The 26,003-nt window shown below is 71.1% G+C and carries 22 protein-coding genes; 13 read left to right on the top strand and 9 right to left on the bottom strand.

Annotation, left to right across the window (positions count from 1 at the left end; translation table 11 throughout):
• Positions 1-127 precede the first annotated feature (127 nt).
• Positions 128-1,627, bottom strand: a complete 1,500-nt coding sequence (locus OG276_RS27295) for a regulator (protein ID WP_266909345.1) — start codon at positions 1,625-1,627, stop codon at positions 128-130.
• Positions 1,628-1,800: 173 nt separating this feature from the next.
• Here OG276_RS27295 and OG276_RS27300 point away from each other — a divergent pair, with 173 nt between their 5' ends.
• From OG276_RS27300 to OG276_RS27320, 5 genes are all read left to right on the top strand, one after another.
• Positions 1,801-2,145 (top strand): hypothetical protein, encoded by a 345-nt coding sequence (locus OG276_RS27300; RefSeq protein ID WP_266909346.1) that lies wholly within the window; start codon positions 1,801-1,803, stop codon positions 2,143-2,145.
• An 88-nt stretch (positions 2,146-2,233) separates the two neighbouring features.
• Positions 2,234-3,031: a lipoyl(octanoyl) transferase LipB gene (gene lipB / locus OG276_RS27305; protein ID WP_266909347.1), complete on the top strand. Its 798-nt coding sequence runs from the start codon at positions 2,234-2,236 to the stop codon at positions 3,029-3,031.
• A gap of 110 nt (positions 3,032-3,141) precedes the next feature.
• Positions 3,142-4,089 carry a lipoyl synthase gene (gene lipA / locus OG276_RS27310; protein ID WP_254383412.1) on the top strand — a complete coding sequence of 316 codons (948 nt, stop codon included), beginning with the start codon at positions 3,142-3,144 and terminating at the stop codon, positions 4,087-4,089.
• 248 nt (positions 4,090-4,337) lie between these two features.
• The gene (locus OG276_RS27315; protein WP_266909348.1) at positions 4,338-4,535 is read left to right on the top strand and encodes a hypothetical protein; all 198 of its coding nucleotides are present in this window, start codon (positions 4,338-4,340) and stop codon (positions 4,533-4,535) included.
• Between the two features lie 10 nt (positions 4,536-4,545).
• Positions 4,546-5,244 carry a DUF4191 domain-containing protein gene (locus tag OG276_RS27320; protein WP_250743562.1) on the top strand — a complete coding sequence of 233 codons (699 nt, stop codon included), beginning with the start codon at positions 4,546-4,548 and terminating at the stop codon, positions 5,242-5,244.
• A gap of 88 nt (positions 5,245-5,332) precedes the next feature.
• On the opposite strand, the gene OG276_RS27325 is transcribed toward OG276_RS27320, so the two are convergent.
• On the bottom strand, positions 5,333-5,800 hold the full coding sequence (locus OG276_RS27325) for an RDD family protein (protein WP_266909349.1): 468 nt from the start codon (positions 5,798-5,800) through the stop codon (positions 5,333-5,335).
• Between the two features lie 184 nt (positions 5,801-5,984).
• Between OG276_RS27325 and glnA the strand changes: the two genes are divergently transcribed.
• A complete protein-coding gene (gene glnA, locus OG276_RS27330) occupies positions 5,985-7,394 on the top strand; it encodes a type I glutamate--ammonia ligase (RefSeq protein WP_266909350.1) in 1,410 nt (469 codons plus the stop codon).
• 106 nt (positions 7,395-7,500) lie between these two features.
• Here the strand turns inward: glnA and OG276_RS27335 are convergent, their stop codons facing one another.
• On the bottom strand, positions 7,501-8,154 hold the full coding sequence (locus OG276_RS27335; RefSeq protein WP_266909351.1) for a TetR/AcrR family transcriptional regulator: 654 nt from the start codon (positions 8,152-8,154) through the stop codon (positions 7,501-7,503).
• Between the two features lie 85 nt (positions 8,155-8,239).
• On the opposite strand from OG276_RS27335, the gene OG276_RS27340 reads away from it, so the two are divergent.
• Entirely contained in the window at positions 8,240-9,010 is a 771-nt protein-coding gene (locus OG276_RS27340) for an SDR family NAD(P)-dependent oxidoreductase (RefSeq protein ID WP_266909352.1), read from the top strand.
• Positions 9,011-9,026: 16 nt separating this feature from the next.
• Here OG276_RS27340 and OG276_RS27345 read toward each other — a convergent pair whose 3' ends face one another.
• The gene (locus OG276_RS27345; RefSeq protein ID WP_243330439.1) at positions 9,027-9,545 is read right to left on the bottom strand and encodes a DUF4240 domain-containing protein; all 519 of its coding nucleotides are present in this window, start codon (positions 9,543-9,545) and stop codon (positions 9,027-9,029) included.
• 133 nt (positions 9,546-9,678) lie between these two features.
• On the opposite strand from OG276_RS27345, the gene OG276_RS27350 reads away from it, so the two are divergent.
• Positions 9,679-9,885 (top strand): hypothetical protein, encoded by a 207-nt coding sequence (locus OG276_RS27350; RefSeq protein WP_266909353.1) that lies wholly within the window; start codon positions 9,679-9,681, stop codon positions 9,883-9,885.
• On the opposite strand, the gene aceE is transcribed toward OG276_RS27350, so the two are convergent.
• The 5 genes from aceE to OG276_RS27375 all read right to left on the bottom strand — a co-directional run bounded on the left by aceE (position 9,873) and on the right by OG276_RS27375 (position 18,680).
• Positions 9,873-12,557 (bottom strand): pyruvate dehydrogenase (acetyl-transferring), homodimeric type, encoded by a 2,685-nt coding sequence (gene aceE / locus OG276_RS27355; protein ID WP_266909354.1) that lies wholly within the window; start codon positions 12,555-12,557, stop codon positions 9,873-9,875. The two genes, OG276_RS27350 and aceE, sit on opposite strands and share 13 nt — an antisense overlap.
• A 244-nt stretch (positions 12,558-12,801) precedes the next feature.
• Complete coding sequence (locus OG276_RS27360; RefSeq protein ID WP_266913143.1) at positions 12,802-13,425, bottom strand: GntR family transcriptional regulator; 624 nt, start codon at positions 13,423-13,425, stop codon at positions 12,802-12,804.
• A gap of 231 nt (positions 13,426-13,656) precedes the next feature.
• A complete protein-coding gene (gene sucB / locus OG276_RS27365) occupies positions 13,657-15,402 on the bottom strand; it encodes a 2-oxoglutarate dehydrogenase, E2 component, dihydrolipoamide succinyltransferase (RefSeq protein WP_266909355.1) in 1,746 nt (581 codons plus the stop codon).
• Positions 15,403-15,456: 54 nt separating this feature from the next.
• Positions 15,457-16,845 carry a dihydrolipoyl dehydrogenase gene (gene lpdA, locus OG276_RS27370; protein WP_250742547.1) on the bottom strand — a complete coding sequence of 463 codons (1,389 nt, stop codon included), beginning with the start codon at positions 16,843-16,845 and terminating at the stop codon, positions 15,457-15,459.
• 305 nt (positions 16,846-17,150) lie between these two features.
• Positions 17,151-18,680 (bottom strand): leucyl aminopeptidase, encoded by a 1,530-nt coding sequence (locus OG276_RS27375; RefSeq protein WP_266909356.1) that lies wholly within the window; start codon positions 18,678-18,680, stop codon positions 17,151-17,153.
• Positions 18,681-19,024: 344 nt separating this feature from the next.
• Here OG276_RS27375 and OG276_RS27380 point away from each other — a divergent pair, with 344 nt between their 5' ends.
• From OG276_RS27380 to OG276_RS27400, 5 genes are all read left to right on the top strand, one after another.
• Entirely contained in the window at positions 19,025-21,049 is a 2,025-nt protein-coding gene (locus OG276_RS27380; protein ID WP_266909357.1) for a hypothetical protein, read from the top strand.
• Between the two features lie 122 nt (positions 21,050-21,171).
• Positions 21,172-22,686, top strand: coding sequence for a GT4 family glycosyltransferase PelF (gene pelF, locus OG276_RS27385; RefSeq protein ID WP_266909358.1), 1,515 nt, complete (start codon positions 21,172-21,174; stop codon positions 22,684-22,686).
• Positions 22,683-24,317 (top strand): hypothetical protein, encoded by a 1,635-nt coding sequence (locus OG276_RS27390; RefSeq protein ID WP_266909359.1) that lies wholly within the window; start codon positions 22,683-22,685, stop codon positions 24,315-24,317. Before pelF ends, OG276_RS27390 begins: the two co-directional genes overlap by 4 nt.
• A gap of 88 nt (positions 24,318-24,405) precedes the next feature.
• Positions 24,406-25,068, top strand: coding sequence for a spherulation-specific family 4 protein (locus OG276_RS27395; protein ID WP_266913145.1), 663 nt, complete (start codon positions 24,406-24,408; stop codon positions 25,066-25,068).
• Complete coding sequence (locus tag OG276_RS27400; protein ID WP_266909360.1) at positions 25,065-25,943, top strand: endo alpha-1,4 polygalactosaminidase; 879 nt, start codon at positions 25,065-25,067, stop codon at positions 25,941-25,943. The genes OG276_RS27395 and OG276_RS27400 overlap by 4 nt, the downstream gene beginning before the upstream one ends.
• The last annotated feature ends 60 nt before the right edge of the window (positions 25,944-26,003 follow it).

A 26,003-nucleotide genomic window follows, 5' to 3' on the forward strand; every position in this document is an offset into this window, starting at 1 on the left:
CAACATCAGCCCCGTCGGCGTTTGAGGCGCGGGGTCCGGGGCGGAGCCCCGGGAGCGGACCCGCAGGGGCACCACGGCGCGGCCCCCCACCGGGCCCGGGGGCCGACACCGCAGCCGACCCGCAGGGTCACGACAAGGCGGCCACCCGGTCCCGGTACCCCCGCACCGCAGACGCGTCCCGGTACGGCTCCAGCCGCCGCTCGAAGTCCCGTACGTACTCCACCGCCCGCACCGACCGCATCTCCATCGCCTGCTGCGCCGCCTCCGCGCCCAGCGCGCACGCCTGGTCCAGCTCGCCCAGCCCCAGCCGCGCCGTGGCCAGCACCACCCGGCAGAACAGCCGCGAGCGCGCGTACGAGGGCGCCCGCAGCTGCAGGGACCGCTCGGCGTGCTGCGCCGAGGCCCGGTACTGCTGGAGGTCCCGGTGGCAGTGCCCGAACTCGTCCGCGAGCTGCGCCTCGTCGTAGTCCCGCGCCCAGTGCGGTACGTCGTCCCCCGGCCGGGCCGCTCCCAGCGCCCGCTCGGCCCGCACCAGCGAGGCCGTCGACGCCCGGACCTCCCCGAGCACCGCGTGCCCCCGCGCCTCCGCCGAGTGCAGCAGCGCCTGCACCACCGGCGGCGGCCCGGAGCCGACGCCCTGCTGGGCCACCCGGGCCAACTGCACCGCCTCCCGGCCGTGGCCGAGGTAGACCGCCTGCCGGCTCATCGTGATCAGCACGTACGCCCCGTACGGCCGGTCCCCGGCGGCCTGGGCCAGCCGCAGCGCCTGGACGAAGTACCGCTGGGCGAGCCCGTGCGCGGCGATGTCGTACGAGGTCCAGCCCGCGAGCCGGGTCAGATCGGCGGCGGCGGAGAACAGCCGGCGCCCGGTGGTCTCCCCGTAGGTGCCGCGCAGCATCGGCTCGGCCTCGTGCTCCAGGTACCGCACCAGGGCCTGGCGGGCATGGCCGCCCCCGTAGGCGTGGTCCAGGGTGCGGAACAGCTCGCCCACCGATCTGAGCGCCGCGATGTCACCGCCCGTCACCCGCTGCCCGGGACCGCGGTCGATCTGCCGCTGCCGGGGCACCGAGGCCCGGCCGGGCAGGGGGCGGCCCAGCTCGGGACGGCCCGGCTCGGGACGGCCCAATTCGGGACGGCTCTGCTCAGGCACCCGCGAGGCCGCCTGCTCCGCGCCCCGGCCGACCCGCTCGTCGGCGCGCCCGATCAGCCAGTCGCGGCTGGGCACCACCAGCCCGGCCGGGGTGAAGGCGATCTTGCGCAGCTCGGCGTGCGAACCGGAGTCCTTGCGCCACAGCCCGCTCGCGATGTCGACGGCCTCCTCGGGGGTGGCCGCGAACTCCAGCCCCGCGTACACCGGGGCGCACGCGTCCAGGCCCAGGTCCTGGGCGGACAATCGCCGCCCCAGGCGCCGGGTGAACACCTCCGCGATCAGGGCCGGGGTGGTGCCGCGCGGCTGCTGCCCGCGTAGCCAGCGGGTCACGGAGGTCTTGTCGTACCGCAGATCCAGACCGTGCTCCAGACCGAGCTGGTCGACACGGCGGGCGAGCCCGGCGTTGGAGAACCCGGCCTCGGCGATCAGTGCCGAGAGCTGCCGGTTGGGGACACGCTGGGCAGGTCGTTCCGTCATCGGCTCCACGGTCTCCTGACGTGACGGACCGGAGTCCCGGCCCTGTGAACGGCGTGAATGTAGCGGCGAACCTCGCCCGTACCGCCCTCTCTGTCCCACATTCATCCGATCGTGTGCAGAACCGGTGGGTCTCTTTACGGACCGACCCCCTCCACCCGCGTACGCTGCGCCCCATGACCCGCCGGCCCACCGGGGAACCTCCCCCCGGCAGCTGCGAGCGCCCCGACGGCGACGGCAGCCACGCAGAGTCCTCCACGGCCCCGCCGTACGTGCCCGAGCTGGCCGCGCCCGAGCTGACCGAGGCGGAGTGCCGGCGGTGCGGGACCTACATCGCGGGGCTCGACGGGCGCTACGCGTGCGGGGTCTGCGGCTGGGTGAACGACCACTCCGAAGGCCACCGCCGGCTGCCCCGGGCGGATGAGGACCCGGACCGGCCGCCGAAGGGCCGCAGGCGGCCGAAACAGCTCCCGGGACCCCCGGATCCAGGTCTCTGGGCGGTGTCCGGGACGGGCGCCTGACGGGGCGCGCGGGGGCCGCCGTACCCTTGCCTGGTGCGATAGGTGCACACAGCAAGTTCGTCGGCAGGTTCAACGAGGAGGCGCCGCGGTGGCTGAGCTTGGGTTTGTCCGCATGGGCTTCGGCCCGGAAGCCGTCGAGTACACGGTGGCCTGGGAAGAGCAGCGCCGGGTGCACGCGGCCCGCTTCGCGGACGAGATCGAGGACACCTGCCTGCTGCTGGAGCACCTTCCGGTCTACACGGCCGGCCGGCGCACCGCCGAGAACGAGCGCCCCCTCGACGGCACGCCCGTCGTGGACGTGGACCGCGGCGGCAAGATCACCTGGCACGGCCCGGGCCAGCTGGTCGGCTACCCGATCATGAAGCTGCCCCGCCCCGTGGACGTGGTCGCCCACGTCCGCCGCCTGGAGGACGCGCTGATCCGCACGGCCGCCGAGTTCGGCCTGGAGACCACCCGCGTCGAGGGGCGCAGCGGGGTCTGGGTGCTCGGCGACCCGGTGGAGGAGCGCCCGAAGATCGGCGGGCTCTCGCTGGACTTCGACCCGAGGCTGCACGACGAGGAGTTCGACCCCCGGCTGAACGGCCCCGAGTACGCCCCGTCCAACGCCGGCCAGCGCCGCGAGGACCGCAAGCTCGCCGCCATCGGCATCAGGGTCGCCAAGGGCGTCACGATGCACGGCTTCGCGATCAACGTGAACCCCGACAACACCTGGTTCGACCGGATCGTCCCCTGCGGGATCCGCGACGCCGGTGTGACCTCGCTCTCGTACGAGCTGGGCCGCGAGATCACCATCGCCGAGGTGCTGCCGGTGATCGAACGGCACCTGAAGGACGTGCTGGAGCAGGCGGAGCCGAAGCCCAGGGAGATAGAGCCCGTCGCGGGCTAGTTCGCGCGGGAATGGGTCGGGCCGCCCGCAGGTTGGCCGACGTAAGAGCGTATGAAATTACGGGCGTACCCTGGTGGGCGCCGAAGAATCGAAGTCACAGGGAGCCGGTCGTGTCCGCAGTCGCACCCGACGGACGCAAGATGCTGCGCCTAGAGGTCCGTAACGCCCAGACGCCCATCGAGCGCAAGCCCGAGTGGATCAAGACGCGGGCCAAGATGGGTCCCGAGTACACCAAGATGCAGGCCCTGGTGAAGGGCGAAGGACTGCACACGGTGTGCCAGGAGGCCGGATGTCCGAACATTTACGAATGCTGGGAGGACCGCGAGGCCACCTTCCTCATCGGTGGCGACCAGTGCACCCGGCGCTGTGACTTCTGCCAGATCGACACGGGCAAGCCCGAGGCGCTGGACCGCGACGAGCCCCGCCGCGTCGGCGAGTCCGTCGTCACCATGGACCTGAACTACGCCACCATCACGGGCGTCGCGCGCGACGACCTGGCGGACGGCGGAGCCTGGCTCTACGCGGAGACCGTGCGCCAGATCCACCAGCAGACGGCGGGCCGCGAGAGCGGTCACACCAAGGTCGAGCTGCTCGCCCCGGACTTCAACGCGGTCCCGGAGCTGCTGGAAGAGGTCTTCGCCTCCCGCCCCGAGGTCTTCGCCCACAACATCGAGACGGTGCCCCGCATCTTCAAGCGGATCCGCCCCGGCTTCCGCTACGAGCGCTCGATGGACGTCATCACCCGGGCCCGCGCCTACGGCCTCGTCACCAAGTCCAACCTGATCCTGGGCATGGGCGAGGAGCGCGAAGAGGTCAGTCAGGCGCTGAAGGACCTCCACGAGGCGGGCTGCGAGCTCATCACCATCACGCAGTACCTGCGGCCCTCGCCGCGCCACCACCCCGTCGAGCGCTGGGTCAAGCCGGCCGAGTTCGTGGAGCTGGCGCAGGAGGCCGAGGAGATCGGCTTCTCCGGAGTCATGTCCGGTCCGCTGGTCCGGTCCTCGTACCGTGCCGGCCGCCTCTACCAGCAGGCGATGGAGAAGCGCGCGACGGTCTGAACGCGCGCGGAGTGACGCGTGGTGCGGGAGGTATGTGAACTCGCGCACAAAGTCTTACTTACGGGTAACACCGCATTGATGCGGCCCCTAGGCTCTTTCCAGTAAGAGTCCTGGTGGGCCGCATCAAGGTTTCATCACTGTTTGACCAGTCGGTCATGCCCTGGTAACACCAGTCAGTGACGATTGTTCGACGCACCGCACACACGCTTGGCAACCCCCGACGTGAGCTCCGTGAAAGGGTCGACACCATGCAGGCCGCGCCCGTACGCGCCATCGCCATCCCGTCCTTCACCGACGCCGTCCGCGGCCTGGAGTCGCTGCTCATGAGCGGCGCCCGCCGCAACGCCTGGACGGCCGTCCTCGAAGACCGCCGCAGGGCCCAGGACCGGGTCGAAACCGAGCACGTACTCGAGGCCGCGGCGACCCGGACCGAGAAGGCCACGTAAACTTCGCTGCATGGCGAGGAAGTCAAACGCAGAGACTGCTGCGAACCCCGGGCGACTGAAGCAGATCGCCCTGACGTACAAGATGACGCGCAAGGCCGACCCGAAGGTCGGTCTGATCGTCGCGGGCGTGGGAATCGTCACCTTTGGTGTCTTTCTTGCGATCGGCTTCCTGATCGACCACCCGGTCTACCTGGGCATCCTGGGCTTCCTGGTGGCGTTCCTGGCGATGGCGATCATCTTCGGACGGCGAGCCGAGACGGCCGCCTTCGGACAGATGGAGGGACAGCCGGGCGCGGCCGCGGCCGTACTGGACAACGTGGGTCGGGGCTGGACCACCACCCCCGCCGTCGCGATGAGCAAGCAGCAGGACATCGTCCACCGTGCCGTGGGCAAGGCCGGCGTGGTCCTGATCGCCGAGGGCAACCCGAACCGGGTGAAGCCGATGCTCGCGAACGAGAAGAAGAAGCTGGCCCGGATCATGCCCGACATCCCGGTCCACGACTTCATCGTGGGCAAGGGCGAGGGCGAGGTGCCGCTCAAGAAGGTCCGTACGACCCTGATGAAGCTGCCCCGCGTGCTCTCCGGGCCCCAGATCACCCAGGTCAACGACAAACTGCGGGCCATGGGCGACTTGCTGAGCAACATGCCGATCCCGAAGGGCCCGATGCCCAAGGGGATGCGCATGCCGCGCGGCGGAAAGATGCGCTGATCCGCTTTTCGTATACGACACGTGCGACACAGAGGGGCGCCCCGGGCCGATGGCCCGGGGCGCCCCTCTGTGTGTTCGTTCCTTCGTCTCAGATCCTGACCTGTACGGCGCGGCTGAGGCGGTCGTGCAGTCCGCGGCCGTCGCGGTCCCAGACGAGGGCCGGGATCAGCAGGGCGAGCAGGGCGGTGCGCAGCACCACGCGGCCGAAGCCGAGCCGGCCGCCGTCCTGCGAAACGACCCGGAGGCCCAGCATCCGCTTCCCGGGGGTGAAGCCCACGGTGCCGACCGTCAGGATCACCAGGGCGACGAAGACCGCCAGCGTCCAGTTCCCCGAACCGTTCCAGTCACGGCCCGTGATCAGGCCGTACGCGATCAGCTGGCAGCCCAGCCAGTCGATGGCCACGGCGCCGAGCCGGCGGCCGAAACGGGCCACCGAGCCGGGCCCCTGCTGCGGCAGGCCGAGCTGTTTGCCGGGGTACCCGAAGTCGGCACCCATCTCCTCGGCGGCCTCGCGGGGGCCGGAGAGCCAGGATCCGATTGCTTGCCTCTTGTCCACCCGAACACGGTACCCGTGCCGCTCGGCGCCGTTCCGGCGGGACCCTGGTTAACTTGTGCGAAACAAATGGGTCATGCTTGAGAAACCCCGTCTGCTTATGGTCGGGTCAGCGTGCGGCACCGCACTGACGCACCACTAGCTATAAAGCCCGCCCTGCCCCGGGGTCGGGAGTAGGAGGAGTTGGATGTTCAAGAACGCCGACGAAGTGACGCAGTACATCCAGGACAACGACGTCAAGTTCGTAGACGTCCGCTTCTGCGACCTGCCTGGTGTGATGCAGCACTTCACCATCCCGGGGCGCGTCTTCGACCCGAACGAGGAGCTGGCGTTCGACGGCTCCTCGATCCGCGGCTTCCAGGCGATCCACGAGTCCGACATGGCGCTGCGTGCCGACATCACCACCGCGCGCCTGGACCCGTTCCGCAAGGACAAGACGCTCAACATCAACTTCTTCATCCACGACCCGATCACGGGCGAGGCCTACAGCCGTGACCCGCGCAACGTCGCGAAGAAGGCCGAGGCGTACCTGGCCTCGACCGGCATCGCCGACACCGCGTTCTTCGGCCCCGAGGCCGAGTTCTACGTGTTCGACAGCGTGCGCTTCGCGACCACCGCGAACGAGAGCTTCTACCACATCGACTCCGAGGCCGGCGCCTGGAACACCGGTTCCGAGGAGAACAACCGTGGTTACAAGGTCCGCTACAAGGGTGGTTACTTCCCCGTAGCCCCGGTCGACCACTTCGCCGACCTGCGCGCCGAGATCTCCCTCGAGCTGGACGCCCAGGGCCTCCAGGTCGAGCGTCAGCACCACGAGGTCGGCACCGGTGGCCAGGCCGAGATCAACTACAAGTTCAACACGCTGCTCGCCGCGGCCGACGACCTGATGCTCTTCAAGTACATCGTGAAGAACGTCGCGTGGAAGAACGGCAAGACCGCGACCTTCATGCCGAAGCCGATCTTCGGTGACAACGGCTCGGGCATGCACGTGCACCAGTCGCTGTGGGCGAACGGCGACCCGCTGTTCTACGACGAGGCCGGCTACGCGGGTCTGTCGGACATGGCGCGCTACTACATCGGCGGCATCCTCAAGCACGCCCCGTCGCTGCTGGCCTTCACCAACCCGACGGTGAACTCGTACCACCGCCTGGTCCCGGGCTTCGAGGCGCCGGTCAACATGGTGTACTCGCAGCGCAACCGCTCCGCCGCGATGCGCATCCCGATCACGGGCTCGAACCCGAAGGCCAAGCGCGTCGAGTTCCGCGCCCCGGACCCGTCCTCGAACCCGTACCTGGCGTTCTCGGCCCTCCTGCTGGCCGGCCTCGACGGCATCAAGAACAAGATCGAGCCGATGGAGCCGATCGACAAGGACCTCTACGAGCTCTCCCCGGACGAGCACGCGAGCGTCCCGCAGGTCCCGACCAGCCTTGAGGGCGTCCTCAAGGCCCTGGAGGAGGACCACGAGTACCTCCTGGCCGGCGGTGTCTTCACCCCCGACCTGATCGAGACCTGGATCGACTACAAGCGCACCCACGAGATCGCCCCGATCGCGCTGCGCCCGCACCCGCACGAGTTCGAGCTCTACTTCGACCTCTAAGCCGTGCCGCGGTCGTGCTGACGCACTGATCGAACGAAGCCCCGCCCCCTTCATCGAGAGGGGGGCGGGGCTTCTGCGTGGGGCGGCCCCACCGTGATGGGCGCGCTCAGCGCATCAGCGGCATCGCGCCCGTGAGGTCGCGCAGGCAGCGGACCGCGAGTTCCGCGGGGGAGCCGGGGCCCGAGGGCGGGGTGTCCGTGGTGGACCACAGCTCCAGGGAGATGCGGATCGCGTCCGTGGCCGCCGCCGCGAGGAGGCGGACGGCGAGGGGTTCGGCGTCCGGGCCGGCGAGCCGGGCGACGACCGGGACCAGGCGCTCCTCGGAGTCCTGGTTGACCCGGTACCAGACGGCCCGCAGGGCCTCGTCGGTCGTGGCGGCGCGCAGCAGGCCGCGGGTGACCCCCAAGCCCTCCTCGAGGGCCTGGGGGTCCGTGAGGGAGCGGGTGACGGCGCGCTCCAGGGCCTCGGTCAGCGGGGTGCCGGGGTCCTCCTCGGCGAGCAGGGCGCGCCAGGCGTCGCCGCCGCCCGCGAGCAGGGGGGCGACGGCCTCCTGCTTGTTGCGGAAGTAGCGGTAGAACGTGCGCAGCGCCACGCCCGCGCGGTGGGCGATGTCCTCGGCGGTGGTGCCGTCGGGGCCGTGCTCGGCGAAGAGTTCGCAGGCGGCGCGGGCGATGTCGAGCTGGGTGGCCGCCTTGCGGCGCTCGTTCAGCGACTGGGCTCCGGGGCCGGCCTGGGGAGAGTACGGACGAGGGGATCTCACCGGGGAAGGATACCCCGGCCCCCAGAGCGAAATGCATGTTTTGACAGGGTGGCAAAACGTGTCATCGCGGGAGTACGCTCCCCCCATGAACCGTTACGAAGGACGTCGCGTCCTCATCACCGGCGGCGGCTCCGGCATCGGCCAGGCCACCGTCCACCGCATCCTCTCCGAGGGCGGCCGCGTCCACACCGTGGACGTCAACGAAGCCGGTCTCAAGGCCACCGCCGACCAGGCCGCCGCAGACGGTCACGCGGACCGCCTCACCACCGCGGTCCTCGACATATCCGACGAGGCGGCCGTCAAGACGGGCGTGGCCGCCGCGGTCGACGCCCTCACCGGAATCGACGTACTGGTCAACGCCGCGGGCATCCTGCGCTCCGCGCACACCCACCAGACCACGCTCGAATTCTGGAACAAGATCATCGCGGTGAACCTGACCGGTACGTTCCTGGTCATCCGCGAGTCGCTCCCGGCGCTGCTGGCGGGCGACCAGCCGGTCGTCGTCAACTTCAGCTCCACGTCGGCGTCCTTCGCGCACCCGTACATGTCCGCCTACGCGGCCAGCAAGGGCGGCATCCAGTCCATGACCCACGCGCTCGCCGCCGAGTACAGCAAGCAGGGGCTGCGCTTCGTCGCCGTCGCGCCGGGCTCCATCGAGAGCGGCATGACCACCGGCACCGGCCCCGGCCTGCCCGAGGACACCGACTGGAGCCTGTTCGCCAAGCTCGCCCCGGCCCTCGGCCAGGGCTTCGCCGGCCCGCAGACGGTCGCCGGCGTCGTCGCCATGCTGGGCTCCGAGGACGGCGCCTTCATCACCGGCACGGAGATCCGTATCGACGGCGGCACGCACTACTGACGCGACGGCGGGGGCCTCAGCCCCTGAAGCGGTCCCACAGCCGGGGGAAGCGCTCCGCGAGCACGGCTTCGTTCTCGAAGTCCAGCGCAGCGCCCTCCGGCTCCGCCGCCTGCAGCGGGATCCCCAGATCCGGCGCCACCGACCCGGTCAGCTGCTCGTACGCCTCGTCCGCCGCGTACCCCAGCTCCTCGCCGTCCCCGTCGATCTCCTCGTCGAACTCGTCGAGGAGCTCCGCGAGCTGGTCCGGATCGTGCACCCCGCCCTCGAAGACCTCCCGGCCCTGGCCGATCAGCCAGCACCGGAAGTAGTCGAACGCGTCGTCGCTGGCCCCGTCGAGCAGCACCCACGCCGCGCCCCACAGGTCCCAGGTGTACGCCCGGTTGTACCGCGACTCGAAGTGCCGCGCGAAGTCCAGGACGGAGTCCGGGTCGAGCTGAGCCAGCCGCTCCACGAGCAGCTCGGCGTGTTCCTCGGGGTCGCCCTCGGCGGCCTCGCGGGTACGGTCGACCATCTCCCAGAACTCAGTCTCGTCCATCACCGCTCCAGCATCACGGGTCCACCCCCTCGCCGCCACCGCGCATGCCGCGAAAGGCCGGTGCACGCCCCCGCACGGCCGCATCCTCGGACCGGGAGCCGGATCGCGCAGCCGTCGGGGTGGGGGCAGGGGTATGCGGGGAGAACTACTCGAAGGCCGGTACCGGCTGGAGGAGCGTCTGGGCGCCGGCGGCACGGGCGAGGCCGGGGCCGGCGAGGACGTACGGATGCACGTAGGGGCCGGGGAAGTCCCCGGAAGCCGCAACGCCGTGAGGCGGCCCGCCCCCGAAGGAGCGGACCGCCTCACGGTCGCCGAAGAACGCGGGGCCTACAGGCCGTAGCGCTCCCGGGCCTCCTTGATGGAGGACGCCGGGACCTCGCCGCGGCGGGCGAGCTGGGCCAGCGCGGCCACCACGATCGACTGGGCGTCGACACCGAAGTGGCGGCGGGCGCCCTCGCGGGTGTCGGAGAGGCCGAAGCCGTCCGTGCCCAGCGAGGTGTAGTCCTGCTCGACCCACTGGCTGATCTGGTCCGGGACCTGACGCATCCAGTCGGAGACGGCGAGCACCGGGCTGGTGACGCCCTCCAGGGCGCGGGTGACGAACGGGGTGCGCATCTCCCCGCGCAGCAGCGCCTCGTCGCACTCCAGCGCGTCGCGGCGCAGCTCGCCCCAGGAGGTGGCGGACCAGACGTCGGCGGCCACGTTCCAGTCGGCGGCGAGCAGCTTCTGCGCGTCCAGCGCCCAGTGGATGGCCGTACCGGAGGCCATCAGCTGGATCTTCGGGGCGTCTGCGGCCGGGGTCGCCTCCGCGAGGTCCGCCGCCGTGTTGAAGCGGTAGAGACCGCGCAGGATGCCCTCTTCCACGCCTTCCGGCATGGCGGGCTGCGGCTTCGGCTCGTTGTAGACCGTCAGGTAGTAGAAGACGTCTTCCGGCTTCTCGCCGTACATCCGGCGCAGACCGTCCTTGACGATCACCGCGATCTCGTACGCGAAGGCCGGGTCGTAGTTGAGCGACGCCGGGTTCGTGGACGCGATCAGGTGCGAGTGGCCGTCCGCGTGCTGCAGGCCCTCACCCGTCAGGGTGGTGCGGCCGGCGGTGGCGCCGACGATGAAGCCCTTGCCGAGCTGGTCGGCGAGCTGCCACATCTGGTCGGCGGTGCGCTGCCAGCCGAACATCGAGTAGAAGATGTAGAACGGGATCATCGGCTCGCCGTGCGTCGCGTACGACGTACAGGCGGCGATGAAGTCGGCCATGGCGCCGGCCTCGGTGATCCCCTCGTTGAGGATCTGGCCGTCCTTGGCTTCCTTGTAGTACATGAGCTGGTCGCGGTCGACCGGCTCGTACGTCTGGCCCAGCGGCGAGTAGATGCCGGCCGACGGGAAGAGGGACTCCATACCGAAGGTGCGGGCCTCGTCGGGGACGATCGGCACCCAGCGCTTGCCGGTCTCCTTGTCCCGCATCAGGTCCTTGACGAGCCGGACGAAGGCCATGGTGGTGGCCATCTCCTGCTTGCCGGAGCCCTTGAGCAGCGGGGCGAAGGAACGGTCCGCCGGAGCCGGCAGGGCCACGTGCTTGACCTTGCGGGCCGGGGCCGGGCCGCCGAGCGCCGCGCGGCGCTCGTTCAGGTACTGGACCTCGGGGCTGTTCGCGCCCGGGTGGCCGTACGGGACCTGGCCGTCGGCGAAGGCGCTGTCCGGGATCGGGAGGCCAAGGAGGTCACGCATGTCCTTGAACTCGTCGATCGTCAGCTTCTTCATCTGGTGGTTCGCGTTCTTCGACTCGAACCCGGCGCCCAGCGTGTAGCCCTTGACGGTCTGCGCGAGGATGACCGTCGGAGCACCCTTGTGCTCCAGGGCGGCCTTGTACGCGGCGTAGACCTTGCGGGGCTCGTGGCCGCCGCGGGAGGTGTGGAAGCACTCGGCGATCTTCGCGTCGGAGAGCACACCGGCCAGCTGCACGAGCTCGGCGTTGGCGCCGAAGAAGTGCTGGCGGATGTAGGCCACGTCGCGGGTCGCGTACGTCTGGAACTGCGCGTCGGGTACCTCGCGCAGGCGGCGTACCAGGGCGCCCGTGGTGTCGAGCTGGAACAGCTCGTCCCAGGCGGAGCCCCACAGCGACTTGATGACGTTCCAGCCGGCGCCGCGGAACTGGGCTTCCAGCTCCTGCACCACGCGGAAGTTCGCGCGGACCGGACCGTCGAGGCGCTGCAGGTTGCAGTTGATGACGAAGGTCAGGTTGTCGAGCTGCTCGCGCGAGGCCAGGGCCAGGGCGGCGGTCGACTCGGGCTCGTCCATCTCGCCGTCGCCCAGGAAGGCCCAGACGTGCGAGTTGGCGGTGTCCTTGATGCTCCGGTTCTGCAGGTAGCGGTTGAAGCGCGCCTGGTAGATCGCGGAGAGCGGGCCGAGGCCCATGGAGACCGTCGGGAACTCCCACAGCCACGGCAGGCGCCGCGGGTGCGGGTAGGACGGGAGACCGTTGCCGCCGGCTTCCTGGCGGAACTTGTCGAGCTGCTGCTCGGAGATCCGGCCGTCGAGGAAGGCACGGGCGTAGATGCCGGGGGAGGCGTGGCCCTGGATGTAGAGCTGGTCGCCCGATCCGTCGGCCTCCTTCCCGCGGAAGAAGTGCTGGAAGCCGGTCTCGTACAGCCACGCGGCGGAGGCGAAGGTGGCGATGTGGCCGCCGACGCCGTACTTGGAGCCGCGGGTCACCATGGCGGCCGCGTTCCAGCGGTTCCACGCGGTGATCTTGGCTTCCATCGCCTCGTCGCCGGGGAACTCCGGCTCCGCGGCGGTGGGGATGGTGTTGACGTAGTCCGTCTCAAGGAGCTTCGGCAGCGCGAGGCCGGCGGCCTCGGCGTGCTGAAGGGTGCGACGGAGCAGGTATTCGGCGCGGCGCGTACCGGCGGCCTTGGCGACGGCGTCGAGCGAGGCCGCCCATTCGGCGGTCTCCTCGGTGTCGCGGTCCGGGAGCTGGTCGAGCTCGCTCGGAAGCTTTCCTACGGGGTCGGACATCGGTGTGCGCCGCCTTCCGGACAAAGGAGAGGTGGTGAAGAAATCCCTGACGGGCAGGACAGGGTCGTTGGACCCGGGTGGGGTCCGCGGATGACTGTAAGGCGCTGATCGATGATCGATCAAATGAAAGTGACGAAGAAACGTCAATCTGACAAAAGTCGGCACCGGGTGCCATGAAAATAGGCACCCAGTGCCGGGCAAATCGGGACGAGACGGGCGGCCCGGCGGGTCTCGAAGGGCGAGATCAAGCCCGCGGCGCGCAGCCCAGAACGTGCCGCTTCACGAGCAGACCGATGTCCGGGTCCTGATTGCGGAAGGCGTCCACCAGGGCCTCGTGCTCTTCGGCGTAGGACTTTTGGACGGTTCCCAGCCACCGGATGGACAGGGCCGTGAAGACCTCGATGCCCAGGGATTCCCAGGTGTGCAGCAGCACGCTGTTCCCGGCGGCCCGCACCATCTCCCGGTGGAAGCCCACGGTGTGCCGCACCTGGGCCGTGCCGTCCGCGCTGCGGTCGGCGTCCCACAGGCCCGCCACGTGCGGCTCCAGGGCCGAGCAGTCGGCCGCCAGCCGGGGCGCGGCCAGCTCGGCCGCGATCTGCTCCAGGCCCGCCCGGACCGGATAGATCTCCTCCAGGTCCGCCGCCGACAGGTTCCGTACGCGCACGCCCTTGTTCGGCGCCGACTCGATCAGGCGCAGCGTCTCCAGCTCGCGCAGGGCCTCGCGCACGGGCGTCTGGCTGACCTCCAGCTCCACCGCGATCCGGCGCTCCACGATCCGCTCACCGGGCTTCCAGCGCCCGCTGACGATCCCCTCCACGATGTGCTCGCGGATCTGCTCGCGCAGCGAGTGCACGACGGGTGGGGTGATCATCGGGGCTTCATCTCCTGGGGGGTGTGCAGGGGTATGCGGGGCCTTGATGCGTAGACAATACGGCGGCTCCGCTCGTCGCGATGCGTTCCTGGTCAGAGGCGCAGCGTGAGGCTGGTTACAGCCGCCGACCGAGGGGGCCAGGGTACGACGACGGCGCCCCCGCCCGGGACGTGCATCCCGGGCGGGGGCGCCGTGCGCGGCAGTCGTGAACCGCTGCCGCGAAGAGCCTTACAGGCCGAGCTCGACCTCGAACTCGCCGGCCTCGAGGATGCCCTTGACGGCCGAGAGGTACCGGGCCGCGTCCGCGCCGTCCACCAGGCGGTGGTCGTAGGACAGGGTCAGGTACGTCATGTCGCGGATGCCGATGTTCGTGCCCTCGGCGGTCTCGATGACCACCGGGCGCTTGACCGTCGCGCCGATGCCCAGGATGGCGACCTGGTTCGGGGGCACGATGACCGTGTCGAACAGCGCACCGCGCGAGCCGGTGTTGCTGATGGTGAAGGTCGCGCCCGACAGCTCGTCCGGCGTGATCTTGTTGCCGCGGACCTTGGAGGCCAGGTCGGCGGTCGCCTTGGAGATGCCCGCCAGGTTGAGGTCACCGGCACCCTTGATGACCGGGGTCATCAGGCCCTTCTCGGAGTCCACGGCGATGCCGATGTTCTCCGAGTCGAAGTAGGTGATCGTGCCCTCGTCCTCGTTGATCCGGGCGTTGACGACCGCGTGGGCCTTCAGCGCCTGGGCCGCGGCCTTGACGAAGAACGGCATCGGGGACAGCTTGACGCCCTCGCGGGCGAGGAAGCCGGCCTTGGCCTTCTCGCGCAGCTTCATGATCTTGGTGATGTCCACCTCGACCACGGAGCTGAGCTGCGCCTGCGAGTGCAGGGCCTTCATCATGTTGTCGCCGATGACCTTGCGCATGCGGGTCATCTTGACGGTCTGGCCACGCAGCTCGGACACCGCGGCGGCCGGAGCCTTCGCGGCCGGAGCGGCAGCAGCAGCCGGCGCGGCAGCGGCGGCCTTGGCGGCCTCGGCGGCGGCCAGGACGTCCTGCTTGCGGATGCGGCCACCGACACCGGTGCCCGAGACCACGGACAGGTCGACGCCGGACTCCGTGGCGAGCTTGCGCACCAGCGGGGTCACGTAGGCACCCTCGTCGCCGGCGGAAACCGGGGCGGCGGGGGCGGACGGAGCCACGGGGGCGACCGGAGCCGGAGCGGCGACCGGGGCCGGAGCGGCCACGGGGGCGGCCACGGGCGCCGGAGCGGCCGCGACCGGAGCCGGGGCGGCCACGGGAGCCGGAGCGGCGACCGGAGCCGGGGCAGCGGCCGGAGCCGGAGCAGCGGCGGCCGGAGCGGCCGCGGGAGCCGCGCCCGCCGCGCCGATGACGGCCAGACGCGCGCCGACCTCGGCGTTCTCGTCCTCGGCGACCAGGATCTCCAGCAGGACGCCGGCGACCGGGGCGGGGATCTCGGTGTCGACCTTGTCGGTCGAGACCTCCAGCAGCGGCTCGTCGGCCTCGACCGACTCGCCGACCTGCTTCAGCCAGCGGGTGACGGTGCCCTCGGTGACGGACTCGCCCAGGGCGGGGAGCACGACATCGGTACCGGCCGTGGCCGGTGCGGCGGCGGCCGGGGCCGCGGGGGCCTCGGCGACGGGGGCCGGAGCGGCCGGAGCCTCGGCGACCGGGGCCGCGGGGGCCTCGGCGGCCGGAGCCGCGGCAGCGGCCGGCGCGCCCGAACCGTCGTCGATGACGGCCAGCTCGGCGCCGACCTCGACGGTCTCGTCCTCGGCGACCTTGATGGAGGCCAGGATGCCCGACACGGGGGACGGGATCTCGGTGTCGACCTTGTCGGTCGAGACCTCGAGCAGCGGCTCGTCGGCCTCGACGCGCTCGCCCTCGGCCTTCAGCCAACGGGTGACAGTGCCCTCAGTGACGCTCTCACCGAGCGCCGGAAGGGTTACGGAAACCGACATGGTTTCAGTTGCTCCTAACGAATGTGCGGAAGTGGTCGTCGCGCCCAGTGACGATTAGTCGTGTGCGTGCAGGGGCTTGCCGGCGAGTGCCAGGTGAGCCTCGCCCATCGCCTCGTTCTGCGTCGGGTGCGCGTGGATGAGCTGCGCGACCTCGGCCGGCAGGGCTTCCCAGTTGTAGATCAGCTGGGCCTCGCCGACCTGCTCGCCCATCCGGTCACCGACCATGTGGACGCCGACCACGGCACCGTCCTTGACCTGGACGAGCTTGATCTCGCCCGCGGTCTTCAGGATCTTGCTCTTGCCGTTGCCCGCCAGGTTGTACTTGAGGGCCACGACCTTGTCCGCGCCGTAGATCTCCTTGGCCTTGGCCTCGGTGATGCCGACGGAGGCGACCTCGGGGTGGCAGTACGTGACGCGCGGGACGCCGTCGTAGTCGATCGGGACGGCCTTGAGGCCGGCCAGACGCTCCGCGACCAGGATGCCCTCGGCGAAGCCGACGTGCGCGAGCTGCAGGGTCGGGGCGAGGTCACCGACGGCCGAGATGGTCGGCACGTTGGTCTGCATGTACTCGTCGACCACTACGTAGCCGCGGTCCATCGCGACGCCCTGCTCCTCGTAGCCCAGGCCCTGGGAGACGGGGCCGCGGCCGATCGCGACCAGCAGCACCTCCGCCTCGAAGGTCTTGCCGTCGGCCAGGGTGACGCGTACGCCGTTCTCGGTGTACTCGGCCTTGTCGAAGAAGGTGCCGAGGTTGAACTTGATGCCCCGCTTGCGGAACGCGCGCTCCAGCAGCTTGGAGCTGTTCTCGTCCTCCACCGGCACGAGGTGCTTGAGACCCTCGACGATGGTGACGTCGGTGCCGAAGGACTTCCACGCCGAGGCGAACTCGACGCCGATGACGCCGCCGCCCAGGACGATGGCGGACTCCGGCACGCGGTCCAGGACCAGCGCGTGGTCCGAGGAGATGATGCGGTTGCCGTCGATGTTCAGGCCCGGCAGCGAGCGCGGCACGGAGCCGGTCGCCAGGAGCACGTGGCGGCCCTGGATGCGCTGGCCGTTCACGTCGACGGACGTCGGCGAGGAGAGGCGGCCCTCACCCTCGATGTAGGTCAGCTTGCGGGAGGCGACCAGACCCTGCAGGCCCTTGTACAGGCCCGCGATGATGTCGTCCTTGTACTTGTGCACACCCGCGATGTCGATGCCCTCGAAGGTGGCCTTGACACCGAACTGGGCGGCCTCGCGAGCCTGGTCCGCGATCTCACCCGCGTGCAGCAGAGCCTTCGTGGGGATGCAGCCGTTGTGCAGGCAGGTGCCGCCGAGCTTGTTCTTCTCGATCAGGGCAACGTCCAGACCCAGCTGGGATGCGCGCAGCGCCGCGGCGTAACCGCCACTGCCGCCGCCGAGGATCACTAGGTCGAAAACGGTGCTGGCGTCGTTCGCCACGTCACGTCCTCCATGCATGTGCGCCGAGCACCGGTCCTCTGTGACCGGGCGGCGGCTGGTATACGGCCGCTTTTTCTTCGGCCCTGTGGTGGGGGCCCTGTCCTGCCGAGAACCCATCTTCGCATTTGTCGGCGGAACGCGGGACGCCGGGCCTGCCCTGGGGCAGGTCGTTCTGCCCGAACCGGGGGTTACCGCAGCGTAGAAACCTACGGATTTCGTTGTCAGTGAACAGGCCCCGGGCATGATCAGAAAAACTGATCATGCCCGGGGCCCGTGGATGCCGGTGCCCGGCTACGCCCTCGGCGTCAGCCCAGGTCGCCCGTGGCGGTGCGCTCGGCCAGTCGCACCAGGGTGCGTACGGCCGATCCGGTGCCGCCCTTGGGGGTGTAGCCGTACGGGGCGCCCTCGTGGAAGGCGGGGCCCGCGATGTCGAGGTGGGCCCAGGTGATGCCCTCGCCGACGAACTCCTGGAGGAAGAGGCCGGCCACCAGGCCGCCGCCCATCCGGACACCCATGTTGGCGATGTCGGCGGTGGGGGAGTCCATGGACTTGCGCAGGTCCTCGGGGAGCGGCATCGGCCAGGAGGCCTCGCCGACCTCCTCGGCGATCTCGTGGATCGAGGTGCGGAAGGCGTCGTCGTTGGCCATGATGCCGAAGGTGCGGTCGCCCAGGGCCATCACCATGGCGCCGGTCAGGGTCGCCACGTCGACGATCGCGTCCGGGTTCTCCTCGGAGGCCTTGGTCAGCGCGTCGCCCAGGACCAGGCGGCCCTCGGCGTCCGTGTTGAGCACCTCGACGGTCTTGCCGCTGTACATGCGCAGCACGTCGCCGGGCTTGGTGGCCGAGCCGGAGGGCATGTTCTCCGCGAGGGCGAGCCAGCCGGTGACGTTGACCTGGAGGCCGAGCTTGGCGGCCGCGACGACGGAGGCGAAGACGGCGGCGGCGCCGGCCATGTCGCACTTCATCGTCTCGTTGTGGCCGGCCGGCTTCAGGGAGATGCCGCCGGAGTCGTAGGTGATGCCCTTGCCGACGTAGGCGAGGGTCTTCTCCGCCTTGGGGTGGGTGTAGGAGAGCTTCACCAGGCGCGGCGGGTTCTCGGAGCCCTTGCCGACGCCCATGATGCCGCCGTAGCCGCCCTTGATCAGGGCCTTCTCGTCCAGGACCTGGACCTTGATGCCGTTCTCCTTCGCGGCCGCGCCGGCGACTGCTGCGAAGGCCTCGGGGGTGAGGTCGTTCGGCGGGGTGTTGACCAGGTCACGGGCGATGTTGATCTCGGTCGCGACGATCGTGGCGCGCTCGGCCGCGGCCTTGTGCTCCTTGTCGCGCGGCTTGGCGCCGAGCAGGGCGATCTCGGCGAGCGGCTGCTTCGGTCCGCCGTTCTTGGAGGCCTTCTTCTCGCCGCCCTGGTACGCGGTGAACGCGTACGCGCCCAGCAGGGCGCCCTCGGCCACGGCCGTGACGGCGGAGGCGTCGTCCAGGGGGAGCGCGAAGGCGGCCTTCTTGGTGCCGTGCAGTGCGCGGGCGGCGGCGCCGGCGGCGCGGCGCAGCGCCTCCTCGTCGTAGGACTCGTCCGTGTCGGGAAGGGCGCCCAGCCCGACCGCCAGTACGACCGGGACCTTGAGGCCGTCCGGGGCCGGCAGCTTGGTGGTCTCGCCTTCGGCGCCCGAGGCACCGAGCGCGTCGAGCACGGCGGCGAGCTTGCCGTCGTACGCCTTGTCCACGGCCTCGGCGCCCGCGGCGACGACGGGGCCCTTGGGGCCCTTCGCCACGCCGACGACGAGGACGTCGGCGCGCAGCGTCGCCGGTCCGGCAGTGCTGAGAGTCAGAGCAGTCACGGTGGTGAATTCTCGCTTCCGTTTTGGTGGTGTGGGCCGAGTGGGTGGACGGCCGTCCGTAGCGATCGTATTCGGGCCCGATGGCCGCCGGAAATGAGCCTACGCGCACGCACTCGTCCGCACGTCACTCGAAGGTTTGGCAAGTTGTTCGATCAAGAGGCGGGCAGGTTCACCCATCTGTGGCTTCTGCTCCAGGTTTGCCTCTTAGACCTGACGAGGTCCGAAACACTCGGACCACTCTCGCAAGGGGACGCGGGGTCCCTTTGCATCATTTCCACAGAGCCTCCCCGGTCTGGCCCAACGCCACAGGCCGAAGTCGAGGATCTGCGGGGGGAAAGGCCGAAATGGTCCACAAGAACCGGATGAACAGGCTCGCCGCCGTCTGCCTCGCGGCCGCCATAGCATCCGTCGCGGTACCCGGAGCGGCCGCGCAGGCGGCGGTCGCTCCGCGAGTCGACCTGCGGGTCCTCGTCGTCGACGACGGCGGGAGCTCGGTCGAGGCGATCACGGCGGAACTCCGCGACACGGGGGTTCCGTACACCCGCATCGACCTGGGCAGCGGGAGCCGTCCGGTCGTCAACGCGGCGTTCCTCGCCGACACGGTCGACGGGCGGCCGCGCGCCAAGTTCCAGAGCGTGGTGCTGCCGAACGAGAACCCGTTCGGGGCGGGCTCGGCCGAGATGGCGGCGCTCGCCGCGTACGAGACGACGTACGGGATCCGCCAGGTCGACGCCTACACCTGGGCGCACCCGGGCGTAGGCCTGGAGTACACCGACAACGGCGGCTACAGCGGCACCCTCGACGGCACCCAGGCCGCCGTCACCGCCGCCGGCCAGGCGGGCCCCTTCGCCTACCTCGGGGGGCAGGTGGCCTTCGAGGACAACTCGCCGCTGATCCCCGAGAGCTACGGGTTCATGGCCAAGCCGCGGCCGGGCTACACCAGCTACCTCGACGCCCCGGTCGGCTCCGGACGGGCCTCGCTCGTCGGCGAGTACACCCACGACGGGCGCAGCGAACTGGTCGTCACCTTCGGCTACAACCAGTACCAGCAGCAGTTCCGGCTGCTGGCCCGGGGCATCGTCGAGTGGATGACCCAGGGCGTCCACCTGGGCCAGGAGCGCAACTACTTCGCGGTCCACGTCGACGACGTCTTCGCCCCGGACGCCCGCTGGAACAAGGACCTCAACTGCACCCCGGGCGACTACGCCTGCGCCGGCGGCGAGGGCCAGGAGTCCACGATCCGGATGACGGCCGCCGACGCCGTGTACGCGGCGCAGTGGCAGACGTCCAAGAACTTCAAGCTCGACATGCTCTTCAACGGCGGCGCCGGTGAGGAGTGGAAGGCGGAGCACGGCGGGGTCGACGCCCTGACCGCCCAGCTCGTCGCCGACCGGGCGAAGTACCGGTGGATGAACCACACCTACACCCACCCCTTCCTCGGCTGCGTCCAGGACACCACCACCGTCCCGTGGACCTGCACGAAGAACAGCGCCGGCGCGATCAACTACATGAGCCGCGCCGAGATCTCGGCGCAGATCCGGGACAACAACAACTGGGCCGCCGCCAAGGGCATCACCACCGACCGCACCGAACTGGTCACCGGTGAGCACTCCGGCCTCAAGACGCTTCCGCAGCAGCCCCAGGACAACCCCAACCTGGCCGGCGCGCTCGCCGACAACGGCGTGAAGTGGGCGGGCAGCGACAACTCCCGCGAGCCCGCACAGCGGGCGGTCGGCGCCGCGCTGACCGTCCCCCGGCACCCGATGAACGTGTACTACAACACGGGCACCAACGCCGAGATGGCCGACGAGTACAACTGGATCTACACCAGCCGGGCCGACGGCGGCAGCGGCATCTGCGAGGACAACCCCGGCACCTCCACCTGCCTGCCGGCCCCGCTCGACGCCACCACGGGCTACCTGAACTACATCGTCCCGGCCGAGGCCAGGACCGCCATGCGGCACGTCCTGAACAACGACCCGCGCCCGCACTACGTCCACCAGTCCAACCTCGCCGAGGACCGCACCCTTTACCCGGTGCTCAACCAGGTCCTCGACACCTACCGCACCCTCTACGCGCCCTCCGCGCCGATCGTGAACCAGAGCATGAAGGACACCGGCGTCGAGCTCCAGCGCCGCGCCGCCTGGAACGCGGCCGTGGCCGCCAACCAGGTCACCGCCTACCGCATCGGCAAGGTCGTCACCGTCAAGGCGCCCTCCGGAGTCGTGGCCCCGGTCACCGTGCCCACCGGCACCAAGAAGCAGCTCCTGCTGGGCACCGCGGACTTCGGCACCGCCTACGCCGGATCCCGCTCCACCTGGACGGCTCCCGAACTGCTGCAGAGCGCCGTCACGCTCAACACGCCCTGACGTTCCACCTGCCCTGACCAGCCGGGCGGGCACGTACAAGACAGCCACGCGTACCACCTAGCGCCGGCGCTCCGCGAACCACGGGCGCCGGCCCCTTTTCCGTCCTTGGGGGGACACACCGCATGAGCCATGGGCGCCATGTCACCATGCTCACCGAAGGCACCTACCCGCACGTCCACGGGGGCGTCAGCACATGGTGCGACCAACTGGTCCGCGGCATGCCGGAGGTCGACTTCAACGTCATAGCCCTGACCGGCTCCGGACGCGAGCCGGTCACCTGGGAGTTGCCGCGCAACGTCTACCGCCACACCAGCGTTCCCCTCTGGGGTGCCCCGCCGGCCCGCAGACTCCGCTCCGGACTGCGGGGCAAGGCCCGGCGCGGTTTCGCCGAGACCTACGAGACCTTCCTGCTCTCCCTGCTCGACCCCGCCCGCGGCGGATTCTCCGAATCCCTGCGCGAACTGGCCCGCCTCGCCCGCTCCGGGCGGCTCGCCGCGGCCCTGCGCTCCGAATCGGTGCTGCGCCTGCTGATGACCGTCTGGACCCGCCCCGGCCTGGTCACCGCCGACGCCGAGCCCACCATCCACGACGCGCTCACCGCCACCGACCTGCTGGAACACGCGCTGCGCCCGCTGTCCGTGCGGATCCCGCCCGACAGCGTCGCCCACGCGGTGAGCAGCGGACTGGCCACCCTCCCGGCGCTCGCCGCCAAGTACCTCGACGACGTGCCCTTCCTCCTCACCGAGCACGGCATCTACCTGCGCGAGCGCTACCTCGGCTACCGCAGCGCCGAACAGCGCTGGCCCGTCAAGGCGCTCATGCTCGGCTTCTACCGCGAGCTCAACACCGAGGGCTACCGGCAGGCCGACCTGATCACCCCGTGCAACCAGTACAACCGCCGCTGGGAGGAGCGCGGGGGCGCCGACTCCGAGCGGATCCGCACCGTCTACAACGGCGTCGACCCGCACGCCTTCCCCGAGGCCGGTCCCGAACCGGAGGTCCCCACCCTCAGCTGGTGCGGACGCATCGACCCCATCAAGGACCTCGAAACCCTCATCCGCGCCTACGCGTTCATGCGCGAGGAGCTCCCCGCCCTGCGGCTGCGCCTCTTCGGCCCGGTCCCGGCCGGCTGCGAGGAGTACAAGCTGCGGCTGGAGAAGCTCGCCGCCGAACTGGGCGTGAGTGACGGGATCTCCTACGAGGGCCGCATCGAGCAGGTCGCGCAGGCCTACGCGGCCGGCTCCATCGTGATGCTCTCCTCCATCAGCGAGGGCTTCCCCTTCTCCATCATCGAGGCCATGTCCTGCGGCCGCACCACCGTCTCCACCGACGTGGGCGGGGTCCGCGAGGCCGTCGGCGACACCGGTCTCGTCGTCCCGCCGCGCGAGCCCGAGACCATGGCCCGCGCCACCCTCGCCCTGCTCCGCGACGACGAACGCCGCGCGGAACTGGGCCGGATGTCCCGCAAGCGGGTGGTGGAGAAGTTCACGCTCCACCAGTCCGTGGACGGCTTCCGCCACATCTACCGCGAGCTCGCCGGCCAGCCCGTCCTGCCCGTCCACGTGGGCGACGAGTGGACCCAGCGCCTCGCCGACCCCTGGTACAAGGAACTCGCCGCCGACGGGAGCATGTGGTGAGCGGATCCCTGTGGCTCAAGCCGCCCGGCCCGGACGGGACCTGGGTGCCGGTCGGCCACGCCGCGGCTGCCGGGCGCGGTACGGCGCCCGCCGCGGACGCGGCCGACGCCCTGCCCGGCATCCCCCGGCCGCGCCGCGAAGGGCGCGACGGGCGCGACGGGCGCGGCGATCTCGTCGGACCGGCCGCCGACCCGATGGACGAACTCGCCGAGCGCCTCGACGTGTTCATCGCCGCCGCCGTCCACCCCGACGAGATCGCCGCCGTCCTGGAATCCGACGGCATGACCGACGAGCACATCCGCCTCGCCTACGGACGCCAGGACTCCTTCGGCCTCGCCGAGGAGCTCTACGCCCGGGTGCCGCGCTCCTTCCCGGAACCCGACCGGGTCCCCGACCCCTGGAAGGTCCCCCTCACCGCCTGCCTCCTGCGCGGGGTGATCTTCGCCCTGCCCGGGCTCGCCTATCTGCTGGGCGCGCCCCTGCTGGACGGGCCCCAGGACCGGCTGGGGCTGCCCGCCGGGACGCTCACCCTGCTCGCCGGGGCGCTCATCGGCTGGGTCTGGGACCAGACCCTGTCCCACCGGGCGTACTCCTGGCTGGGCCTCGGCGACCGGGCCGCCGCCGGGCGGACCCTGCTCGCCGGAGCTCCCGCGGGGGCCCTCCTGGGCACCGCCGCCGCGCTCGCGGTACCCGGCGGGCCCCCCTTCTCCTACGCCTTCGCCGCCGGTCAGGCCCTCTACGTCGGGGCCGCCACCGTGCTGCTCGTCCTCGGGCGGGAGCGGCTGCTGCTGGCCGCGCTCGCACCGATGGCCGCCGGGGCGCTGCTCTCGCTCTTCCTGGAACTTCCCATCCCGGTCCGGGTGTTCCTGCTGACGGCCTCCCTCCTGGCCGCCTGCGTCCTGGCCGGACGGGAACTGCCGCTGGCCGACGGCCTACGGGCCCTCGCGCTCCGCGTCCGAGGCTGGACGGAGCACCGGCCGGGCCAGCGGGGCCCGGTGCGCTGGCAGATGCTGCGCGGCGCCGAGGAGGAGTACGCGCCGCGCGGGCCCCGGCTCGGGGACTCCGTCCCGTACGGGGTGTTCGGCCTGGGCACCGGTCTGCTCGTGCTGTACGCGGCCCTGGGGGAGGTGCTCGCCGGCGGCCCCGCCGAGGCGGTCGCCGCCCCCTCGGCGGTGGCGCTCACCCTCAGCATGGGCCCCGCCGAATGGCTGCTCCACCGGTTCCGCAGCGGCAGCCTCGCCGGGCTGCGGGCGGCCCGCTCGCCCCGGCAGTTCCGACTGCGCATGCTCTCCACCCTGGCCCGGTGTCTCGCCACCTACCTGGCGGTGCTGCTGGCCCTCGGCCTCACCGGAACCCTGCTCTGGCCCGGTGCGCCCGGCCTGACCGGGGTCCGCGTTGCCACCCTGCTGCTCCTCGGGGCCGTGATGTGGACCGGGCTGCTCCTGCAGTCCTTCGGGGCGGTCCGGCCCGCCGCCGTGGTCTGCGCCTCGGCCGCCGTCGCGCAGAGCCTGGCCCTGCTCCTGGACCTCGGCCGGCCGCGCGCCGTGCAACTGGCCGTCGCCGCAGCCGCGGCCCTCGCCCTGGGCGCGCTGGTCTGCCTGCTGCTCGGCCGCGCGACGGCACACCGCTGACCCCCGCTGCCCGGGCCGCCCCCTTGAAGCGCCGCCCCGCCGTGCGTCACCGCCGCCGCACGTGACCCCGTACGAGAAGAAGGACCTCATGCTCCTGGTGCCCCTCTACGAGCACCCCGCAGACCGCCCCGAGTACTGGGAGCGGCTCATCCGCGCCGCGGGCCGGCTGCACTCCGTGGTGCTCAACCCCGCCAGCGGGCCCGGCGAGGCCCCCGACGAGCGGTTCGCCGCCGTCGCGGAACGGCTCCGCGGGGCCGGGGTGCCCGTCCTGGGGTACGTCGACACCGACTACGGGCGCCGCCCGCACGCCGCCGTGGTGCAGGACCTGCTGCGCCACCGCGACTGGTACGGCACCGACGGGACCTTCCTGGACCAGGCCGCGGCCGGTCCGGAGTTCCTGCCGCACTACCGGCGGCTCGGCGTCGCGGCGCGGGCCGCCGGGGCCCGTACCGTCGTCCTCAACCACGGAGTGCACCCGCACCCGGGCTACGCCGAACTCGCCGACCTGCTCGTCACCTTCGAGGGACCCTGGGACGCCTACCGGGACGCGGCCGCCGTTCCCCCGTGGACCGCGGACCACCCCGCCCACCGGTTCTGCCACCTCGTCTACGCCGTCCCGCCGGGCGCCCCGGCCGCCGAACTCGCCGAGCGGCTGGCGGCGCAGCGGGGGGCGGGGGTGCACTGCGCGGTCCCGGGGACCGGCGCGCACCCGTGGGGGACCCTGCCGTACGCCCTGGAGGCCGCCGGATGAGACGCCCGTCCACCCACTCGTCCACCCGCCCGTCCTGCGGCCGGTCCGTCCGCCGCCGCCTGCTGTTCCTCGTACCCCTCCTGCTGCTCGCGGCCTGCACTTCCGGACCGGACGGGGACGGGGACGAGGAAGCCCGCCCCGACGACCTCTCGCCCGCCCCCGCGCCGGGGGAGCGCTGGCAGCCGGCCCCCGGGGTCAGCTGGCAGTGGCAGCTCACCGGGAAGCTCGACACCTCGGTGAAGGCGGCGGTCTACGACATCGACGGGTTCACCACCACCAAGGAGCAGGTCGCCGAGCTGAAGGCGGCCGGCCGGCGGACCATCTGCTACCTCTCCACCGGCGCCTGGGAGGACTTCCGGCCCGACGCCGGGGCCTTCCCGGCGTCGATGCGCGGGGAGGGCAACGGCTGGGAGGGCGAGCGCTGGCTCGACATCCGGCGGCTCGCGGAACTGGAACCGCTGATCGCCAAGCGGTTCGACATGTGCCGGGACAAGGGCTTCGACGCGGTGGAGCCGGACAACATGGACGCCTACCGCAACACGTCCGGCTTCCCGCTCACCGCCGGCGACCAGCTGAACTACAACCGGCTCATCGTGCGGCTCGCCCACGACCGGGGCCTGTCGGTCGGGCTGAAGAACGACCTGGACCAGATCCCGGAGCTGGTGGGGGACTTCGACTTCGCGGTCAACGAGCAGTGCGCCCAGTACGACGAATGCGGACGGCTGACCCCGTTCATCGCGGCGGGCAAGGCGGTCTTCCACGTGGAGTACGAGCTCCCGGCGAGCCGGTTCTGCGAGGCCACGCGGGAGCTGAAGCTCAGCTCGCTGGAGAAGAAGTACGACCTCGGGGTCTGGCGCCGGACCTGCCCGGCCTAGGGCGAAAGGGACGCCCTGGGCGGTCCCTTTGCAACAGGACCGCGGAGGCCCGTCGGGCAC

It is taken from the genome of Streptomyces sp. NBC_00086 (assembly GCF_026343255.1).
In the GTDB taxonomy this organism is placed as follows: Bacteria; Actinomycetota; Actinomycetes; order Streptomycetales; family Streptomycetaceae; genus Streptomyces.

What these genes read in the sequence shown, in the direction of transcription:
- OG276_RS27295 (WP_266909345.1), bottom strand. Translation starts at nt 1,627, where the DNA reads ATGACGGAACGACCTGCCCAGCGTGTCCCCAACCGGCAGCTCTCGGCA.
- OG276_RS27300 (WP_266909346.1), top strand. Translation starts at nt 1,801, where the DNA reads ATGACCCGCCGGCCCACCGGGGAACCTCCCCCCGGCAGCTGCGAGCGC.
- OG276_RS27315 (WP_266909348.1), top strand. Translation starts at nt 4,338, where the DNA reads ATGCAGGCCGCGCCCGTACGCGCCATCGCCATCCCGTCCTTCACCGAC.
- OG276_RS27320 (WP_250743562.1), top strand. Translation starts at nt 4,546, where the DNA reads ATGGCGAGGAAGTCAAACGCAGAGACTGCTGCGAACCCCGGGCGACTG.
- glnA (WP_266909350.1), top strand. Translation starts at nt 5,985, where the DNA reads ATGTTCAAGAACGCCGACGAAGTGACGCAGTACATCCAGGACAACGAC.
- OG276_RS27340 (WP_266909352.1), top strand. Translation starts at nt 8,240, where the DNA reads ATGAACCGTTACGAAGGACGTCGCGTCCTCATCACCGGCGGCGGCTCC.
- OG276_RS27345 (WP_243330439.1), bottom strand. Translation starts at nt 9,545, where the DNA reads ATGGACGAGACTGAGTTCTGGGAGATGGTCGACCGTACCCGCGAGGCC.
- OG276_RS27350 (WP_266909353.1), top strand. Translation starts at nt 9,679, where the DNA reads ATGCGGGGAGAACTACTCGAAGGCCGGTACCGGCTGGAGGAGCGTCTG.
- aceE (WP_266909354.1), bottom strand. Translation starts at nt 12,557, where the DNA reads ATGTCCGACCCCGTAGGAAAGCTTCCGAGCGAGCTCGACCAGCTCCCG.
- sucB (WP_266909355.1), bottom strand. Translation starts at nt 15,402, where the DNA reads ATGTCGGTTTCCGTAACCCTTCCGGCGCTCGGTGAGAGCGTCACTGAG.
- OG276_RS27380 (WP_266909357.1), top strand. Translation starts at nt 19,025, where the DNA reads ATGGTCCACAAGAACCGGATGAACAGGCTCGCCGCCGTCTGCCTCGCG.
- pelF (WP_266909358.1), top strand. Translation starts at nt 21,172, where the DNA reads ATGAGCCATGGGCGCCATGTCACCATGCTCACCGAAGGCACCTACCCG.
- OG276_RS27395 (WP_266913145.1), top strand. Translation starts at nt 24,406, where the DNA reads ATGCTCCTGGTGCCCCTCTACGAGCACCCCGCAGACCGCCCCGAGTAC.
- OG276_RS27400 (WP_266909360.1), top strand. Translation starts at nt 25,065, where the DNA reads ATGAGACGCCCGTCCACCCACTCGTCCACCCGCCCGTCCTGCGGCCGG.